Origin of the sequence: Saccharospirillum sp. (assembly GCF_040881935.1) — a bacterium.
Classification (GTDB): domain Bacteria; phylum Pseudomonadota; class Gammaproteobacteria; order Pseudomonadales; family Natronospirillaceae; genus Saccharospirillum.
This window is the reverse complement of record NZ_JBBECH010000081.1, coordinates 27,341-46,173: the sequence shown is the minus strand read 5'-3', so window position 1 is coordinate 46,173 and position 18,833 is coordinate 27,341. Positions and strand designations below refer to the sequence as shown.

The 18,833-nt window shown below is 56.9% G+C and carries 15 protein-coding genes; all 15 read left to right on the top strand.

Annotation, left to right across the window (positions count from 1 at the left end; all coding sequences use genetic code 11):
• Nucleotides 1–29: 29 nt before the first annotated feature.
• The 15 genes from bamA to ispD all read left to right on the top strand — a co-directional run bounded on the left by bamA (nucleotide 30) and on the right by ispD (nucleotide 18,789).
• Nucleotides 30–2,372, top strand: coding sequence for an outer membrane protein assembly factor BamA (bamA, locus tag WEB54_RS14920; protein WP_368056540.1), 2,343 nt, complete (start codon nucleotides 30–32; stop codon nucleotides 2,370–2,372).
• 124 nt (nucleotides 2,373–2,496) lie between these two features.
• Nucleotides 2,497–3,051 (top strand): OmpH family outer membrane protein, encoded by a 555-nt coding sequence (locus WEB54_RS14915; protein WP_368054578.1) that lies wholly within the window; start codon nucleotides 2,497–2,499, stop codon nucleotides 3,049–3,051.
• A gap of 16 nt (nucleotides 3,052–3,067) precedes the next feature.
• Nucleotides 3,068–4,126, top strand: coding sequence for a UDP-3-O-(3-hydroxymyristoyl)glucosamine N-acyltransferase (gene lpxD, locus WEB54_RS14910; protein WP_368056537.1), 1,059 nt, complete (start codon nucleotides 3,068–3,070; stop codon nucleotides 4,124–4,126).
• Nucleotides 4,126–4,584: a 3-hydroxyacyl-ACP dehydratase FabZ gene (gene fabZ, locus WEB54_RS14905; protein WP_368054582.1), complete on the top strand. Its 459-nt coding sequence runs from the start codon at nucleotides 4,126–4,128 to the stop codon at nucleotides 4,582–4,584. Before lpxD ends, fabZ begins: the two co-directional genes overlap by 1 nt.
• Nucleotides 4,581–5,351, top strand: a complete 771-nt coding sequence (gene lpxA / locus WEB54_RS14900) for an acyl-ACP--UDP-N-acetylglucosamine O-acyltransferase (protein ID WP_368054584.1) — start codon at nucleotides 4,581–4,583, stop codon at nucleotides 5,349–5,351. Before fabZ ends, lpxA begins: the two co-directional genes overlap by 4 nt.
• The gene (gene lpxB / locus WEB54_RS14895) at nucleotides 5,351–6,505 is read left to right on the top strand and encodes a lipid-A-disaccharide synthase (RefSeq protein WP_368056535.1); all 1,155 of its coding nucleotides are present in this window, start codon (nucleotides 5,351–5,353) and stop codon (nucleotides 6,503–6,505) included. Before lpxA ends, lpxB begins: the two co-directional genes overlap by 1 nt.
• On the top strand, nucleotides 6,502–7,101 hold the full coding sequence (gene rnhB / locus WEB54_RS14890; RefSeq protein WP_368054588.1) for a ribonuclease HII: 600 nt from the start codon (nucleotides 6,502–6,504) through the stop codon (nucleotides 7,099–7,101). Before lpxB ends, rnhB begins: the two co-directional genes overlap by 4 nt.
• Before the next feature lie 467 nt (nucleotides 7,102–7,568).
• The gene (gene dnaE, locus WEB54_RS14885) at nucleotides 7,569–11,078 is read left to right on the top strand and encodes a DNA polymerase III subunit alpha (RefSeq protein ID WP_368056533.1); all 3,510 of its coding nucleotides are present in this window, start codon (nucleotides 7,569–7,571) and stop codon (nucleotides 11,076–11,078) included.
• A 250-nt stretch (nucleotides 11,079–11,328) separates the two neighbouring features.
• Complete coding sequence (accA, locus tag WEB54_RS14880) at nucleotides 11,329–12,285, top strand: acetyl-CoA carboxylase carboxyl transferase subunit alpha (protein ID WP_368053444.1); 957 nt, start codon at nucleotides 11,329–11,331, stop codon at nucleotides 12,283–12,285.
• Nucleotides 12,286–12,436: 151 nt separating this feature from the next.
• On the top strand, nucleotides 12,437–12,922 hold the full coding sequence (locus tag WEB54_RS14875; protein ID WP_368053446.1) for a GNAT family N-acetyltransferase: 486 nt from the start codon (nucleotides 12,437–12,439) through the stop codon (nucleotides 12,920–12,922).
• Nucleotides 12,919–14,277, top strand: coding sequence for a tRNA lysidine(34) synthetase TilS (tilS, locus tag WEB54_RS14870; protein WP_368056531.1), 1,359 nt, complete (start codon nucleotides 12,919–12,921; stop codon nucleotides 14,275–14,277). Before WEB54_RS14875 ends, tilS begins: the two co-directional genes overlap by 4 nt.
• Before the next feature lie 174 nt (nucleotides 14,278–14,451).
• Nucleotides 14,452–16,074, top strand: coding sequence for a CTP synthase (locus WEB54_RS14865; protein ID WP_368056529.1), 1,623 nt, complete (start codon nucleotides 14,452–14,454; stop codon nucleotides 16,072–16,074).
• A gap of 189 nt (nucleotides 16,075–16,263) precedes the next feature.
• Nucleotides 16,264–17,559: a phosphopyruvate hydratase gene (gene eno / locus WEB54_RS14860; RefSeq protein ID WP_368053452.1), complete on the top strand. Its 1,296-nt coding sequence runs from the start codon at nucleotides 16,264–16,266 to the stop codon at nucleotides 17,557–17,559.
• A gap of 180 nt (nucleotides 17,560–17,739) precedes the next feature.
• Nucleotides 17,740–18,054 carry a septum formation initiator family protein gene (locus WEB54_RS14855; protein WP_368053454.1) on the top strand — a complete coding sequence of 105 codons (315 nt, stop codon included), beginning with the start codon at nucleotides 17,740–17,742 and terminating at the stop codon, nucleotides 18,052–18,054.
• 27 nt (nucleotides 18,055–18,081) lie between these two features.
• Nucleotides 18,082–18,789, top strand: a complete 708-nt coding sequence (gene ispD / locus WEB54_RS14850; RefSeq protein ID WP_368056527.1) for a 2-C-methyl-D-erythritol 4-phosphate cytidylyltransferase — start codon at nucleotides 18,082–18,084, stop codon at nucleotides 18,787–18,789.
• Nucleotides 18,790–18,833: the final 44 nt, after the last annotated feature.

Below are 18,833 nucleotides of genomic sequence, written 5' to 3'. Positions count from 1 at the left end.
GGAACCGATTTTAACGAACAGGAGTAACTATGAGATTTGTTGTCGCGGCAGCCCTGGCGCTGGTATTCAGTGCAGGTGCCATGGCGGAACCGTTTCGGGTTGACGCCCTGACCGTCAATGGCCTGCAGCGGGTTTCGCTGGGGTCGGTTTTGCAGGCGTTGCCGATCCAGGAGGGCGATCAGATAGATACTGAGTCCGCAGATGACTGGCTGCGTGCGGTCTACAGCACTGGCTATTTCAGTGATGTTCAGGTGCTGCGCGAAGGCAATACGCTGATTTTCGAGGTGACCGAACGCCCCGCCATCAACACCGTTGATTTTTCTGGCAACAAGGTGATTCCGACTGAGACACTGGAACGGGTGATGTCAGATGTCGGGCTTGAAGCAGGCGAGATTTTTAATCAGTCCCTGTTGGAAGGGATTGAACTTGAGCTTGAACGCCAGTACAGCATTCAGGGCCGTTACAATGCCACGGTGGTACCTGAGGTGACACCGCTGTCGCTGAACCGGGTCGACGTCGAACTGGTGATCAGTGAAGGTCCGGTGGCCAAGATTGATCATATCGAAATCACCGGCAATTCAGTTTTTACCGACGATGAATTGCAGGCAGCGTTGCGCCTGCGTGAGACCAGCAAGCGCTACCCGTTTCAGTTCATCGCGCGGCGCAACCGTTTTGGTCAGGCGCAGCTGACCGGTGATCTGGCACGCCTGGAAGACTATTATCTGGATCGCGGCTATCTGGACTTCCGGCTGGAATCCCATCAGGTGTCGATTTCCGACAACAAGGCGGACATTACGCTGATCCTGAATGTATTCGAGGGTGAACCTTACCGGGTGTCAGGATTGTCACTGACCGGGGATCTGGTCGATCTGGATGAGGAACTTGAAGCGCTGATCAACGTAACCGCTGGAGACGTCTATTCGCGCGTTGAAATCAGTGATTTGTCCTCGCGCATCAACGATGTGCTGGGTGACCAGGGCTATGCGTTTGCGGAGGTCAACAGTGAGCTTGACCCTGATCGTGATGCACAGACCGTGGAGGTCACACTCAGTGTTAACCCGGGCAAGCCGGTGTATGTGAATCGCATCGAGATTCGTGGTAACTCGGAAACCAACGATGAGGTAATTCGACGTGAAATGCGCCAGCTGGAACGTGCGCTGGTGATCAACAGCAACGTTCGGTTATCGCGTCAGCGGCTCGAACGTCTGGGGTATTTCAGTCGTGTGGATATCCGTACCCAGCGCATTGAGGGGCGGGATGATCTGGTCGACCTGATCGTCACGGTAGAAGAAACCACCAACAGTCAGATTACCGGTTCAGTCGGCTATTCGGATGTGAGTGGCTTTTTTACCGAAGCCAGGGTTGAGCAAAAGAACTTTCAGGGCAAGGGCTACGACTTCTCGGCGTCGGTGACGGTCAATAATTCCGAACAGAATTATAACCTGTCGTTTGAAGATCCGTATTTCACCATTTACGGCGTCAGCCGCGGGATCGACCTGTATTACCGTCGTACCGATTTCAGTGAGCAGACGTTCAGTACTTACGCAACGAATACGGCCGGTGGCCGGTTACGTTTGGGCTATCCGTTGTCTGAGAACCAGCGGATTACCTATGGTGTCGGCTACAGTCAGGATGAATTATTCCTTAGTGACAGCGCGCCACAGGAAATGACGGATTTCCGGGACAGTAACGGCGATGACTATGAAATCATTGATACCCGGTTAACCTGGAATTACAACAGCCTGAACGGAACCTTCAAAGCCAACCGCGGGCGCCAGCTGACGCTGTCGAGCGAAGTAGCTACGCCACTTGGCGATCTAACCTATTATCGACTGACCGGCAGTGCTGAACAGTATTTTCCGATTAACGACCAGTTTAGCATCCGACTTCATTCCGATATGGGCTATGGCAGCGGTTATGGCGATGCCGAGCGGCTGCCATTTTACAAACATTTTTATTCAGGCGGTGTACGGTCTGTTAGGGGGTATCAGTATGGTTCACTGGGGCCTTTGAGTACCCCTAATCTGGATGGCAGTAATGACCCTCTGGCCGACCCGTCGCCCATAGGCGGCAATATCAAAATTGAATACGGTGCTGAATTGCTGATACCGATGCCTTTTGTTCAGAGTCAGGATGCCTTCCGCGCCTCGTTGTTTATCGATGGTGGTAATGTCTTTACCGACGCTTGTCGTAGCGGCAATGCAAACTGCGCCAACGGTGTTGATCTGGACGATTTACGCTATGCCGCTGGTATTGATATCACCTGGATTACACCGCTCGCACCGTTGAGTTTCAGTTATGCCTGGCCGTTGAATGCGCGAGAAGGCGATCTTGAGAAGAACTTTGCCTTTACCATTGGCATTGGCTACTGAGACGGAAAGACCGGTTGAAATGGCGGTTGGCGGAGCCCACTACTCAGCTTTGGCCTTTCGCACTAGAATGACCTGCGATAATTGCAGGTTGGTACCGCATCACTCGAACTGAACAGGAGATAGCATGATTATTTCAGCACAACGCATTGTCTCAACCAGAGTATCAATCTGGCTGCGCCGGGCGACCCTTGCACTTGTCGCCCTCGGATTGGCAGCGTCCGTCCAGGCTACCGAAGTCGCGCTACTGGATCAGAATTATGTCCTGTTTAACAGCGATGCAGCCCAGGATGCGACCGCCGAGCTGAAACGGGAGTTTGAACAGGAAGAACAACAAGTGCAGACGCTGGGTCAGTCGATCCAGCAACTGCAAAGTCGGGCGCGTACCGACGCTGATATCATGACAGAAGCCGAGATGGCCGAACTCGAATCTGAATTGCAGCAGCGAGCCCGCCAGCGAGAGCAGCTGGTGCGTCAGTTGCAGCAGGTTCAGGGTGAGCGTCGTAATGCTTTTATTGAGCAGTATCAGCCGATGATGGCCCGGGCCATTGAAGCAGCAGTGGATGGCAATGAATTCGATGTGATTCTGGACAAGGCCGCCGTTGTCTACCATCGTAATTCGCTGGACATTACCGAAGCGGTATTGGAAGAGTTCAATACGCTGTACCAGGCAGAACAATAAGCTGACGAGTAAAACAATGATAACAGCCCGACTGTTGGCTGACCGGCTTGATGCCGAGCTGGGTGGCAATGAACAAGCGTGGGACACGCCACTGGAGCAATTGGCGGCTCTGAACGAGGCGAGGCACGGTGGCCTGGCGTTTCTGGCTAACCGTCAGTATGCCTCGTACCTGGCGGACAGTCAGGCAACGGCGATCCTGCTAAAACCGGACCTGGTTGACCAGGCACCAGCCTCTGCAGCCCTGATTGTCGTTGTCGACCCCTATCTGGCTTACGCCCATGTATCGCACTGCTTCAGCCGGGAGCCAGCTCCGTCCGGGCAAATCGACAGCAGCGCGTCGGTGGCGGTGGATGCCGTGCTCGGTGCGGGCGTGAGCGTCGGTGCGCGGGCGGTTATCGGCCCTGGGGTGGTGGTCGGAGACGCTAGTGACATTGGGGCGGGTGCAGTACTTGAGGCCGGTGTTCAAATTGGCAGAAATACACGGATTATGGCTAACGTCACCCTGCGTCATGCCGTGGTGCTGGGCGATGATTGTCGGGTTCAGCCCGGTGCGGTGATTGGCTCCGACGGGTTCGGTTTTGCGCCCGACCAGGGGCATTGGCAACGCATTGCCCAGTTAGGCACCGTGCGCATTGGTGACCGGGTCGATATTGGTGCCAACGTAACCATCGACCGGGGCGCGATTCAGGATACCCGCATTGAAGACGATGTCATCATTGATAATCTGGTGCACCTTGCCCACAACGTCGTCATTGGTCAGTCGACGGCCATTGCCGGTCAGGTCGGTATTGCCGGCAGTACAACCCTGGGGTCGGGCTGCACGGTGGGCGGACAGGCTGGTTTTGCCGGCCACATTGATATCGCCGCCGGGTCGCACTTTACCGGCCAGGCCATGGTGACCAAAAGCTTACCGGATGCCGGTGTCTATTCGTCTGGCTGGCCGGTACAGCCCAGTCGGGAATGGCGCCGCACCGTTGCGCGATTGCGTCAATTAGACCAGTATGAACAGCGATTGAAGTCATTGGAGAAGGCGCTGGCCAAGGGTCCCGCCGCTCCGGAATCTGAGGACTCGTAATGAGCATTGAAGTGCCCCTGGATCATGAAGCCATCAAGCAATTTTTACCGCATCGGTACCCGTTTCTGCTGGTTGACCGCGTCACCGAACTGACCCCGGGTGAGGCAATTGTAGGGTTCAAGAACGTGACCGGTAATGAAGAGCTGTTCAATGGACACTTCCCCGGCCAATCCATTTTTCCCGGTGTGCTGATGTGTGAAGCCATGGCCCAGGTGTCAGCTATTCTCGGGTTCGCAACGTCCGGGAATCGTCCAGGTGAGGGGTATCTTTACCTGTTCGCCGGGCTCGACAACGTCAAATTCAAGAAGCAGGTGGTACCTGGAGACCGGTTGGATCTGTTCAGCACACTGGTCTCTGAGCGTCGTGGCATTTTCAAGTTCAATTGCCGGGCCGAAGTGGACGGGCAGTTAGTCGCTATGGCCGATATCGTCTGCGCCGAACGGAAAGCAACGTCGTGATTCACCCCACCGCTCTGGTCGATAAAGCCGCTCGCATTGCCGATGGCGTGGTGATCGGTCCCTATACCGTCATTGGCCCGGACGTGGAAATAGGTGAGGGGTGCTGGATCGGCCCGCATGTTGTTATTAATGGCCCGACGACCATAGGGCGACACAATAAAATCTTTCAGTTTGCCAGTGTCGGTGAAGCTTGCCAGGATTTGAAATACCAGGGTGAGCCGACGCGTCTGATCATTGGCGATCACAACACGATTCGAGAATGCGCAACTCTGCATCGGGGCACGATTCAGGATAGCGGCGAAACCCGGGTTGGCAGTCACTGCCTGCTGATGGCCTATTCACACGTGGCCCACGATGTTGTTCTCGGGGACCGGGTGATTCTGGCAAATTCCGCTCAGTTGGCCGGCCATGTCAAAGTGGGCTATCACGCCATCATCGGTGGTAATGCGGGCGTTCACCAGTATGTGTCTATCGGCGACCATGCCTTCGTCGGAACCGGTTCAACCGTGCTCAAAGACATTCCCGCCTTCGTTACCGTGCAGGGATATCCTGCCTCGCCTCATGGCATGAATACCGAAGGGTTGCGCCGCCGCGGCTTTTCCGCAGAGGCGGTAAAGGCGCTGCGCAATGCCTATAAAACGGTGTATCGCGAAAGCAAAACCACCAAGGCAGCGCTGGCTGAACTCGCACCCATTGCCGGCGAATTTCCCGAAGTGGCTGTCTTTGTGCGCAGCATTGAAACGGCCAGCCGGGGTATTGTGCGCTGATGTCCCGGCCCTTACGCGTAGCCGTGCTGGCCGGTGAAGCCAGTGGCGACATTCTTGGCGCGGGTCTGATGCGGGCGTTGCGTGCCCGCCATCCCAAGGTAGAATTTGGCGGCATCGGCGGTGAACGCATGATCGCCGAAGGGCTGGACAGCCGTGTATCGATGGAGCGCTTGTCGGTAATGGGCCTAACCGAAGTGCTGGGCCGACTGCGCGAATTATTTCGTATTCGGGCCGCCTATCGGGACTGGTGCATTCACTGGCAGCCGGATGTGTTCGTTGGTATCGACGCGCCTGATTTTAATCTGGGTCTGGAGCGTCAGTTACGTGATGCTGGCATCAAGGCCGTGCATTACGTCTCGCCCTCGGTCTGGGCCTGGCGACAGGGCCGAATTAAAAAGATCCGGCGCAGTGTCGACCATATGCTGACTTTATTGCCCTTTGAAGCCGACTTCTATCGCCAGCATCAGGTGCCGGTGACCTTTGTCGGCCATACCCTGGCCGACCAGCTACCGATGGAGCCGGACCGATTGGCCGCCAGACAACGCCTGGGTGTGCCGGAGCAGGGACTCTGCCTGGCGGTATTGCCAGGCAGTCGGGGCAGTGAAGTCGGGCGACTGGCGCCGCTGTTTCTACAAGCAGCGACACTGGCCCAAAAATCACTGGGGCCGCTGACGGTTCTGATTCCTGCTGCCAATGAGTTTCGTCGCGAGCAAATCGAGGCGGCGGTGCGCCAGCATGGTAATGGGTTGCACATTCAGCTTTATGCCGGTCAGTCTACCGAGGTCATGATCGCCAGCGACGGTGTTCTGCTAGCGTCTGGAACTGCGGCGCTGGAAGCCATGCTACTAAAACGGCCAATGGTCGTATCCTATCGTCTGACCGCACTGACGTTCCGGATCATGCGGGCCATGGCGACCACGCGCTGGGTTTCCCTGCCCAATATTCTGACCCAGAGCGACTGGGTACCGGAACGGTTACAGGATGACGCCACGCCCGAACGCCTGGCTAAAGACCTGATCCGAATTCTGACCGATGGGGATTATCGCAATCAGTTTGAACAGCGCTCCCGGTTTCTGCATCGCCAGTTGGCGCGTGACGCTGATAAGCAGGCGGCTGAAGCGGTGCTAGCCGTTGCCGGGGTGAAGCCCGAATGACTCAGCAGGGCCTGGTGTTTCAGGATGCCGGTGATCTTGTCGCCGGCGTGGATGAAGTCGGGCGCGGGCCGCTCGCGGGTGATGTGGTAGCGGCCGCGGTTATACTGGATCCGAAACAGCCCATTGTAGGCCTCACCGATTCCAAAGCGCTCACGGCAAAACGCCGGGAGCAGCTCAGTGAAGAAATCAAAGCCCGAGCTCTGAGCTGGTGTATTGCCCGCGCCAGTGTCGCCGAAATCGACGAACTGAACATTTTGCAGGCAAGCTTGCTGGCCATGCGCCGGGCGGTTGCTGGCCTGTCGGTGGTACCCGGATTCTGTCAGGTCGATGGCAATAAGCTGCCCTCCGGGTTGCGATGCCCGGCGGAAGCCATTGTCAAAGGCGACAGCTTGATTGCTGCCATCGGAGCGGCGTCCATACTGGCCAAAGTCCACCGGGATGCCGAGATGGTCGCGCTCGACCAGCGCTACCCACAATATGGCTTCGCCCGCCATAAAGGTTACCCAACCCCGGTTCATCTGGCGGCGTTGAAAGCCCATGGCATTATTGCCGAGCATCGCCGAAGTTATGCGCCGGTTAGGGCCATTCTGGCATAAGCTAGGTAGCTTAGGCACGGCTCAACGTTGTCAAGTTTAGAGGCCATGGCCCGCGTCGGATACCGGTGGTGCCTCTGCGGGGTCGGCGTAAATCCATCCATGGAGCCTAGACCGCAGCATCCTTGCTGCGGACTTCCCCGCAGAGGCATCACCGGCACCCGCCACTCACACTGTGCTGACTTTGATATTTAAATATTTACTTTAAGTTTCGGAATTCACGAAATAGATAGCGACTGGTGGTAGAGATGCACCTGCGGGGGTATCTGAGGCATGGATGCCGAAGTTAAGCCAACATGGATGTTTTCACGGCGCCCCCGCAGGTGCATCTCTACCACCAGGCGCGGACTCAAGGCGACTCAGTCTATTTGAACGCCGAAACTTGAATTACAAATAGCCCTCATCAGTACCTGCCAACCGGCTGCCTCAAGTAGTACCATGGTCGCCGGTCAAGAAGGAGAAAACCCAGCGTGTCCGCTCAATTTGTACATCTCAGAGTTCATACCGAATATTCACTGGTCGACGGCCTGATTCGCCCCAAGGCATTGGTGCAGGCGGCGCTCAACCAGGGTATGCCAGCGGTGGCGATCACCGACATCACCAACTTTTTCGGGCTGATCAAGTTTTACAATGCGGCATTGGGTGCTGGCATCAAGCCTTTACTGGGCGCCGATCTGTGGGTTGAGAATCCGGCGGACGCGGCAGCGCCGTTCCGGATGACCGTATTGTCACAAAATGCCCAGGGTTACCGTAATCTGATCGAACTGATTTCCGACGCGTATCAGACGCACCAGGTACATGACCGCGCCGTAATCAAATCCGAATGGATAGAGGCTAAAAATGACGGTCTAATTCTGCTCAGCGGCGGTCGTTTTGGTGATGTCGGTGAGGCTTTAAGCCGTGGCAAGGCCGATGTGGCAGGCGGGCTTGCCCGGCATTGGCAGTCGATATTTGGCGACCGCTATTATCTGGAATTGCAACGCACCGGGCGCGAACAGGATGAAGTCATCGTGCAGGGCAGTCTGTTGCTGGCGCGCGAGCTCGACATTGCCGTGGTGGCGACCAACGACGTGATGTTTCTGACCCAGGAGGATTTCGACGCCCATGAAGCCCGGGTTTGCATCAACGATGGGGTGACGATTGACGACCCCAAGCGCGCCCGCCGTTACTCCGATCAGCAATACCTGAAAAGCGCCGAGGAAATGGCGGCCTTGTTCTCCGACTTGCCTGAAGCCATCGACAACAGTTTGCTGATCGCCGAGCGTTGTTCAACCACGGTAAAACTGGGTGAATATTTCCTGCCGGAGTACCCCATCCCCGATGGTATGACCATGGATGAGTATTTCCGTCAGTTGAGTTTTGATGGCCTGGAGCGCCGCCTGGCGGTGAGCCTGAAAAAGGACGCCCCGGATTATGCCAGCCAGCATGCCGAATACGTCACCCGGCTCGAATTCGAACTGAACATCATCGTTCAGATGGGTTTTCCCGGCTACTTCCTGATCGTGATGGACTTTATTCGCTGGGCCAAGGAACACGACATACCGGTGGGGCCGGGCCGGGGTTCAGGTGCTGGTTCGCTGGTCGCCTATTCGCTCGACATTACCGATCTGGACCCGCTGGAATACGATCTGCTGTTCGAACGTTTCCTGAACCCGGAACGGGTTTCGATGCCCGACTTCGACGTCGATTTTTGCATGGAAAAACGCGACCGCGTTATCCAGTACGTGGCCGATCAGTATGGCCGCCAGGCGGTATCCCAGATCGTTACCTTCGGTACCCTGGCGGCCAAGGCTGTGGTGCGCGATGTAGCGCGGGTGCAGGGCAAAGCCTATGGCCTGGCTGACCGCATTTCCAAGATGATCCCCGCTGACCCGGGCATGACGCTGACCAAGGCCCTGGACGACGTGGCTGAACTCAAGGAGTTCCTGGCCGACGACGAAGAAGGCATGGAAATCTGGGAGATGGCGCTCAAGCTCGAGGGTATTACGCGCCAGACCGGCAAGCACGCCGGGGGCGTGGTCATCGCGCCGACCAAACTGACCGACTTTTCACCGCTGCTGTGTGAAGAAGATGGCAGCGGTCTGGTCACCCAGTATGACAAGAATGACGTTGAATCTGCGGGACTGGTCAAGTTCGACTTTCTGGGGCTGCGCACCCTGACCATCATCGACTGGGCGCTGAAGATCATCAACCCCAGGCTGGCTGCAAAAGGCAAGCCCGCAATCGACATCGCACACATACCGCTCGATGACGAACCCTCTTTCCAGTTGCTGCAGAAAGCCCAGACCACGGCCGTGTTCCAGCTCGAATCGCGGGGTATGAAAGATCTGATCAAACGGCTAAAGCCAGACTGCCTGGAAGACATGATCGCCCTGGTGGCCCTGTTCCGGCCCGGCCCGCTGCAATCGGGCATGGTGGATAACTTCATCAACCGCAAACACGAACGCGAGGAGATGGCTTACCCGGATCCGCAATATCAGCACGAATGGCTAAAGCCGATTCTGGCGCCGACCTACGGCATCATCCTGTATCAGGAACAGGTAATGCAGATCGCTCAGGAACTGGCGGGCTATACGCTCGGCGGCGCCGACCTGTTGCGCCGGGCCATGGGTAAGAAAAAGCCCGAGGAAATGGCCAAGCAGAGAGAAGTGTTTGCTGCTGGTGCCGCCTCCAAGGGTGTCGATGCGGAACTGGCTACCAAAATTTTTGATTTGGTGGAAAAATTCGCCGGTTACGGCTTTAACAAATCGCACTCGGCCGCCTATGCTCTGGTGTCTTACCAGACACTCTGGCTCAAAGCGCATTATCCGGCCGCCTTTATGGCCGCGACCATGTCGTCGGAACTGGACAACACCGATAAGGTGGTTATCTTCATCGAAGACTGCCGACAACTGGGCATTGATGTTCTGCCACCGGATGTGAACGCCGGCGACTACATGTTCACGGTGAATGAAAACGATCAGATCATCTATGGCCTCGGCGCCATTAAGGGCGTCGGCGAAGGCCCGGTGGAGGCCATTGTCGCCGCCCGGTCGAACGGCGGGCCCTTTACTGACCTGTTCAATTTCTGCGAGCGGGTCGACAGCCGCAAGGTGAACAAACGCTGCATTGAAGCCCTGATCAAAGCAGGCGCCCTCGATCAGCTGGCGCCACACCGGGCAATGCAACTGGCCGCGATGGACGATGCCGTGCGCACCGCCGAACAATCCGCCAGTAACCAGGCGGCAGGCATGATCGACCTGTTTAATGATCTCCAGGTAGAAAGCCAGAAAGAGCCCTATGAGCCCTACGAACAGGTGATGCAACATTCACTGAAAGAGCGACTGATGGGCGAGAAAGAGACGCTGGGCCTGTATCTGACCGGTCACCCGATCGATGAATACGAGTCTGAAGTCAATAAAATCGCCTCGATGCGTCTTGGTGAGCTCGACATGCCACCTGAAGAGCTGCGTCGCCTGCGCAAGCAGACCAAGACTCTGGCTGGCCTGGTACTCGGCGTTCGCACCCGTCAGACCCAGCGCGGCGATACCATGGCCATCGTCTCCCTGGACGACCGCACCGGTCGTATTGAAATGACCTTGTTCGGAGAGGATTACCAGCGCTTCAAACCCTTGCTGGAACCGGATCAGGTGATTTTTGTCGAAGCCGAGATCGGCTGGGACGATTACGCCGAGCGGGCTAGAATCCGGGCGCAAAAAATCTATACCCTGGCTCAGGCTCGTCAGGAACTGATCCGTGGCATCGAGTTTCGGGTAACAGAAGCTCAGACGCAGGAGTTTCTAAAACGCCTGAACGACCTGGTGCGCAGTGACCTGGAAGACGGGCAGGGCACTCCGGTGTGGATCAGCTATGAGTCTCGCGTCGCCCAGGGGCAGGTCCGGCTGAACCCGGCGCACCGGATCCCGCTGGAAGATGAGGTGTTACACCGCATTCGCCAAACGTTCGACGACTCGGCATACCGGTTTCGCTATCAAGACTGATTGTCCGGGCATAGACAGTAATGCGGAGTCGATCTGCGGATTGTTTCCGTTTGTTCAAAGCTCAATAAGGTTTGATGCGCTTGCTCAATGGCAGCCCGCCCATTAGGCTGAGTGCATTATTGAATTGAATCGCCCGGGTATGCGGCGATCCGGATTGGCAAGGTCGAGAGTTGACGTTGTCGTGCAGCCTGCTTTACTAGGCGGCTGGCGGACACGCAGTACACCATTGACGGCACACTAGGGAAACGGCATGAATCCAGATTACTTGGAATTTGAACAACCCATTGCAGACCTGATTGCCAAAATTGAAGAATTGCGACTGGTTGGCAACCGCAATGACCTCAATATTTCAGCCGAAATTGAAAAGCTGAATGCCCAGTCGGTCAAGCTAACCGAACAGATTTTTTCCAACCTGACCTCCTGGCAGATTTCCCAGCTGGCGCGTCATCCCAAACGTCCCTACACGCTCGACTACATTAATCACGTCTTTACAGATTGGGACGAACTTCACGGTGACCGCCATTATGGCGACGATGCGGCCATTGTCTCGGGCGTGGCCCGGTTAAACGAAGAGCCGGTGTTGGTCGTCGGCCATCAAAAAGGCCGGGATGTAAAAGAAAAGGTACGTCGTAACTTTGGCATGCCCAAGCCCGAGGGTTATCGCAAAGCGCTGCGTCTGATGCAAATGGCGGAACGGTTTAAAATGCCGGTACTGACCTTTATCGATACACCGGGCGCCTACCCCGGCATCGGTGCTGAGGAGCGCGGCCAGAGTGAGGCTATCGCCTATAACCTGCTTAAACTGTCGTCTCTGAAAACCCCGATCATTTCGACGGTTGTCGGTGAGGGCGGTTCCGGCGGGGCGTTGGCCATCGGTGTCTGCGATCACCTGAACATGCTGCAGTACAGCACCTACTCGGTGATCTCACCCGAAGGCTGCGCGTCGATTCTATGGAAAACCGCCGAGCGGGCGTCCGATGCCGCCGAGGCTATGGGTATTACTGCGCCGAAATTGCGCGAACTGGGCCTGGTCGATACCGTTATCAAAGAGCCGCTGGGTGGCGCACACCGTAACCCGGAAGCCATGGCGGCTGATTTGCGCCATGCCCTGGTCGGGCAACTCGATAAACTGCGCGGTGTCGCCCTGGACGATTTGTTGGAAAATCGCTACAAACGTCTGATGTCATTTGGGCTTGAAACCGCCTGACTCGAAACCTGCCAGTAAACCAACTAAGCTTGGTAAAGCGACGTCTGCGGACGTCGTTATCGCTTTGGTCTGTTACTGGCAACAGTTCGTATCATCGGACGGTCCGGTCGCCAAAGCCCGGATGACAGAGCTCCCAGCGTGGCAGAAACTGATGACGGCGGCTTACTCCTTTGCGTTTCGACACTACGATCCTTTGGTCTCAGATGACATCGCATTGCTGTTGAATCGATATCTGGAGGGCGAGCGTGCGCTTGAAAGGGCGCCCGCCTACCTGTTTGACGTGGTCCTGCACGATGGCACCCTGATCGGTCAGATTGACTTGCGAGTTGGCAATAGCCCGGCTCTGGTGACCTATGCCGGTCAGGTTGGCTATGGCATCGATCGCCCCTTTCGCGGGCACCACTATGCGGCCAAAGCCTGTGAGCTGATTCGAACCGTCGCTCTCGACCATGGCATGAAAGAACTCTGGATCACCTGCAACCCCGACAACTTAGCCTCGGTACGCACCTGTGAACGCATCGGGGCTCAGTTTGTGGAGCGGGTTGCGGTACCCCGTGGAACCGAGCTGTGGCGTCGCGGGGATCGTGAGAAATTGCGCTATCGCTGGGGCCTGGCCGACGAAGCGGGTATTGCATGACCCAACCTGAATACCCCACCTTCCACCGCTTCGATGACTGGTTAGCCGAGCACGCCCTGCGCCCGGTCTTTGTTGGCTACAGCGGTGGGGTGGATTCCCATCTGGTATTGCACGAACTCTGTGCCCGACTTCCCGCCAGTGACGTGGTTGCGGTACACGTTAATCACGGTCTCAGCCCTAGGGCCGGAGCCTGGCAAGCTCATTGTGAGCAGCAATGCCGGCAGCTGGGTTGTGGGTTCGAGGCGTACCCGGTTGAAGTAACGGCGAGCGGGGACGGCCTGGAAGCGGCAGCCCGGCAGGAGCGCTATCGCATCTTCCTCCATCAGGTGCCGCCAGGTCATAGCCTCTGGCTGGGGCATCATCTGGATGATCAGCTTGAAACCTTTCTGCTGCGCCTGCTACGAGGCAGTGGCTTGACTGGTCTGTCGGCGATGGCCGATGAAGTCAGCCGCGAAGACCGCTACCTGTTGCGTCCGTTGCTGACGACATCCCGTGAACAAATCGAAGCTCGGGCCAATCAGTTGGGCTTGCACTGGATCGAAGATGACAGCAATGACGATGTTCGCTTTGACCGCAACTTCTTGCGCCAGGAAGTATTGCCGCTGATTGCCTCGCGCTGGCCGCAATACCGCCAGACCCTGGCCCGATCACTGGGGCATCTGGACCAGGCCGCCCGGCAGCAGCATCGCCAGCTGGATGGTGAGCTTGAGCGGCGCCTGGCGCATGATGGCGCTCTGAAGGTCGTGCAAATGGACGACTGGCCAGCGGAACAGGTTCAGGCGCTGATCCACCGTTGGCTGTACCGGCAAAATGTCAGGTCGCCCAGTGAAACGGCGCTTCAGCGCATCGTCAGCGAGGTGGTTAATGCCCGGGTGGATGCCCAGCCTGAGGTCACCTTTGGCAACGGGTCAGTCCGCCGCTTTCGAACCGCTCTGTATTGGGTACCCAACACCGAGGAGCTGTCGTCGCCCCCCGGCGATGTCAGTGAAGACTGGCAACACTGGCCAGGCGTTGGCTGGCTGCGGGTACGACACGTCGGTGACGGGCCCGGGCGAATTCGGGGCGAGCCAGCGACCTGGCGCTGGCAACTTCGCCAAGGCGGTGAATCGCTGTGGCCAGCCGGGCGCTCGGCGCGCCGGGATTTGAAACGGTTGTTGCAGGAATACCGGCTACCACCCTGGCAGCGTGATCGGGTTCCGTTGTTATTTGCCGGCGACCAGCTGGTTGCGGTCGCCAATCTGGCGATCGATGTGGGCTGGCAGGCGAACCCCGCAGAGCCGGGTTGGGCTGTGGACTGGCAGCCCTCCAGGCTGCCAACATCGAATCGGTCGCAAAGCGACGATGGCGTAGATTAAAGATTGAGGCAGAGGGGCTTTTTTGCTAATCTGGCCTCCCATCTTAAGTCGCACAAATTCCCACACCCGCAACACGTCTCGTGGCCAGTCAAAACGCCAATGGGCGGGCTTTTGCGTTGTGGTGGGTGATTTTTTGCGGCAGACCAACTTTGCGACTATCGGATGGGATCTATTATGACGCGTTACATTTTTGTCACCGGCGGTGTGGTGTCTTCTTTGGGTAAGGGCATCGCATCGGCCTCGCTGGGCGCCATCCTTCAGGCGCGGGGGCTGTCGGTGACCATGCTCAAACTGGATCCCTACATCAATGTTGACCCGGGTACCATGAGCCCGTTTCAGCACGGTGAGGTCTTCGTGACTGAAGACGGCGCCGAAACCGATCTCGACCTTGGCCACTACGAACGCTTCGTACGAACCACCATGACCCGTCGCAACAACTTCACCACCGGCCGAATCTATCAGGATGTCCTGCGCAAAGAGCGCCGTGGCGACTATCTGGGCGGTACGGTGCAAGTTATTCCGCACATTACCGATGAAATCAAACGTCGTGTGATTGAAGGGGCCGGTGATGCCGATGTTGCCCTGGTCGAAGTGGGTGGCACCGTGGGCGATATTGAATCCCTGCCGTTTCTGGAAGCCGTGCGGCAACTGAAGGTCGAACTCGGTAGCCGTCGCGCGCTGTCGATGCACCTGACGCTGGTACCCTACATTGCTACCGCCGGTGAGGTGAAAACCAAGCCCACCCAGCATTCCGTTAAAGAACTGCGCACCATTGGTTTGCAACCCGATATTCTGGTGTGTCGCTCTGAGCGGCCTATCGGCAAGAGTGAGCTGCGCAAAATATCCCTGTTTACCAACGTGGAAGAGCGCGCCGTTATTCCGTTGCCGGATGCGGATACCATTTATCGGATTCCCGGCATGCTGCACCGGTCCGGGCTGGACGATATCGTCGTCGAGAAATTTGGGCTCGATTGCCCGCAGCCCAATCTGGACGACTGGGAAGACGTCACTGACCGGAAAATGAGCCCGGACGGTGAAGTCACCATCGCCATGGTCGGGAAGTACATGGAGCTGCTCGACGCCTACAAATCGCTGATCGAAGCCATTGATCACGCTGGCATTCGGTCGCGAACCAAGGTCAAGATTCGCTTTATTGATGCCGAAGACGTTGAAAAACAGGGCACTGACTGCCTGGCGGGTGTTCAGGGCTTACTGGTGCCGGGTGGCTTCGGCTACCGGGGTGTGGAAGGCAAGATTGCGACGGCGCGTTACGCCCGTGAAAACAAAATTCCCTATCTGGGCATTTGCCTGGGTATGCAGGTGGCGGTGATTGAGTACGCCCGCAACGTTGCTGGCTTTGACGGCGCTCACTCTACCGAATTTGATCGCCAGACCCGTCACCCCGTAGTCGGGCTGATTACTGAATGGATCGAAGCCGACGGCAAGAAAGTTGAGCGAGACGATAAAACCGATCTCGGCGGCACCATGCGCCTGGGTGGGCAAGAGTGCATGTTGACCGAAGGCACCCGGTCGGCTGCCTGCTACGGCAAGCCACGTATCGTCGAACGGCACCGTCATCGCTATGAAGTGAACAATCATTATGTAGAAGACTTACAAAAATCGGGCCTGATCATCGCCGGACGCTCAGTCGACGGGGCCCTGGTCGAGATCATCGAAGCGCCCGATCATCCCTGGTTTGTGGCGTGCCAGTTTCACCCTGAATTTACCTCTACACCCCGTGATGGTCACGGTTTGTTCAGTGGTTTCATCGGCGCTGTGCGCGCCATGGAGAAGTGATACTGGTTGATCAGGGGTGGCATTTAGGGGTTTTTCCCCTATAATCCGGCGCTGCCCGTTTTGTAATAAAACTACATTTTGAGCGGTCGAGACTTGGGCCTTGCCACAGCTGAAAAGCCGGTGTGGCAGTGCAGTCAGTAGGGCTCGGGCGCCACAACACGGCTTATTGAACAATCAGGAGAGTCACAGATGGCCAAGATTCTAGACATCAAAGCACGCGAAGTGCTCGATTCACGCGGCAATCCGACCGTTGAGGCGGACGTTATTGTTGAAGGCGGCCTACGTGGCCGTGCCTGCGCGCCGTCCGGTGCCTCTACCGGCTCGCGCGAGGCGCTGGAACTGCGTGATGGCGATAAAAGCCGTTATCTGGGCAAGGGCGTGCTGAAAGCGGTTGCGGCCATCAACGGTCCGATTCGCGATGCACTGCTCGGCTTCGATGCGCTGAATCAGTCGGGTCTTGATACCACCATGATCACACTGGATGGCACTGAAAATAAATCAAACTTTGGCGCCAATGCCATTTTGGCCGTGTCTCTGGCGGCCGCCAAAGCCGCTGCGTTGTCCAAGGGTGTGGAGCTGTATGTCCATATCGCCGATCTGAATGGCACTCCGGGCCAGTACAGCCTGCCGGTACCGATGATGAACATCATCAACGGTGGCGAGCATGCTGACAACAACGTCGATATTCAGGAATTCATGGTGCAGCCGGTAGGCGCGAAATCGTTCAGCGAAGCGCTGCGCATGGGTGCCGAGATTTTTCACGCCCTGAAGAAAGTGTTGAGTGCCAAAGGCCAAAACACCGCTGTGGGTGATGAAGGGGGCTTTGCGCCGAACCTGGAGAGCAATGCGGCGGCTCTGGCTGCTATCAAAGAAGCGGTGGAAGCGGCAGGCTATCAGTTGGGCAAAGACATCACTCTGGCGATGGATTGCGCGGCGTCCGAGTTCTATGAAAACGGGCAGTACAACCTTAAGGGCGAAGGCAAGGTCTTTACCTCTGAAGCGTTCTCCAACTACTTGCAGCAGCTGACCCAGGAATACCCCATCGTCTCGATCGAAGATGGCCTGGATGAATCTGACTGGGATGGTTTTGCATACCAGACCCGCCTGATGGGCGATAAAATTCAGCTGGTGGGCGATGACCTGTTCGTCACCAACACCAAGATCCTGCAGGAGGGCATCGACAAGGGCATCGCCAACTCGATTCTGATCAAATTCAACCAGATTGGTTCACTGACAGAAACACTAGCAGCCATCAAGATGGCCAAAGATGCCGGTTATACCGCTGTTATTTCGCACCGTTCAGGCGAAACCGAAGACGCCACCATTGCGGATCTGGCCGTGGGTACCGCCGCTGGGCAGATCAAAACCGGCTCATTATGCCGTTCCGACCGTGTTGCCAAATACAATCAATTACTGCGCATTGAAGAAGAGTTGGGTGACAAGGCGATTTATAACGGCCTGAAAGAGATTAAAGGCCAGGGTTAACCCTGGTCTGACGTCCATATGGCTGAAAATTGAGCCATAAATGCAAAAGGGGGCTTGGCCCCCTTTTTTGTTTGGGTCAGAATGCCGCCTGAGCTGTACAATGGGCATCATAGAAGCGTCTCCCCCGATAGGGGACTTCCAACGTCACAATAGCGTGGCCAAACAGAGAGAACCCGACCGGTGAATGCCAGGGCTGTACCACAACTGCAACGCAAAAATCCGCTGCGCTGGCTGCAAGTGGGTTTGCTGATTATGCTGGTTATTTTGCAGTACCGGTGGTGGCTGGGCGAAAACAGCTGGGTTGATGTCAGCCGCCTGGAAACCGATGTGGCTGCACAGGAGCGCATCAATGCCGACCGCCGGGCGCGAAACGATGTATTGAGTGCCCGCGTTGCCGATCTTAAATCCGGTCTGGATGCAGTCGAGGAACTGGGCCGCAGTGATCTCGGGCTGGTCAAACCAGGCGAGGTTTTCTACGTCATGCCCGCTGAATAATCGCAGCAGCATCGTGCTTTGGACTCTATGAACGAAACTCATCACCCCCGAGTGCACCAGGTATTTCCCGCCGCCGGAACAGGGCAGCGGTTTGGCCAGCCTCACCCTAAACAGTACACGCAACTGGCCGGCAAAACGCTGCTCGAATGGACTCTTGATGCTTGGATTGGCCTGCCATTTAAGGGCGAGCGACTACTGGTTTTATCGGGCGATGATGCGGTGGGTCAGGAGCTTGCCCGGCGATACCCGGGGTTGCGCTGCGTTGAAGGTGGGGCGGAGCGCGCCGATTCGGTGCTGGCCGGGTTGACGGCAATGAACGTGGCGGACGATGACTGGGTTATGGTGCATGACATTGCTCGCCCCTGCGTTCGTCAGACAGACATTCTGGCGTTGCTTGCTCATTGTCAGACTGAAGGTCAGGGAGCGCTGCTGGCGCGCCCGCTAACCGATACCATTAAACGGAACCAGGCCGGGCGGGTGTCGACGGTAGATCGCAGTCAGTTATGGGCAGCGATGACGCCCCAGTGTTTTCGCTATGGGGTATTGCGCAAGGCACTGACACTCGGCCTGGCCGAAGCCATAGCCCTGACCGACGAGGCGTCTGCGATGGAATGGCTCGCTGAGCCGGTCGGCCTGGTCAGCGGCGCTGCCGATAACATCAAAGTAACGCATCCGGACGATCTGGCGCTGGTGGCGTTTTACCTGAAGCAACAGGGTCGACTGAGCTCGAACTGAGCGTTATTCACACTGATCTTTAATAGCGACTAATTACAATGAGG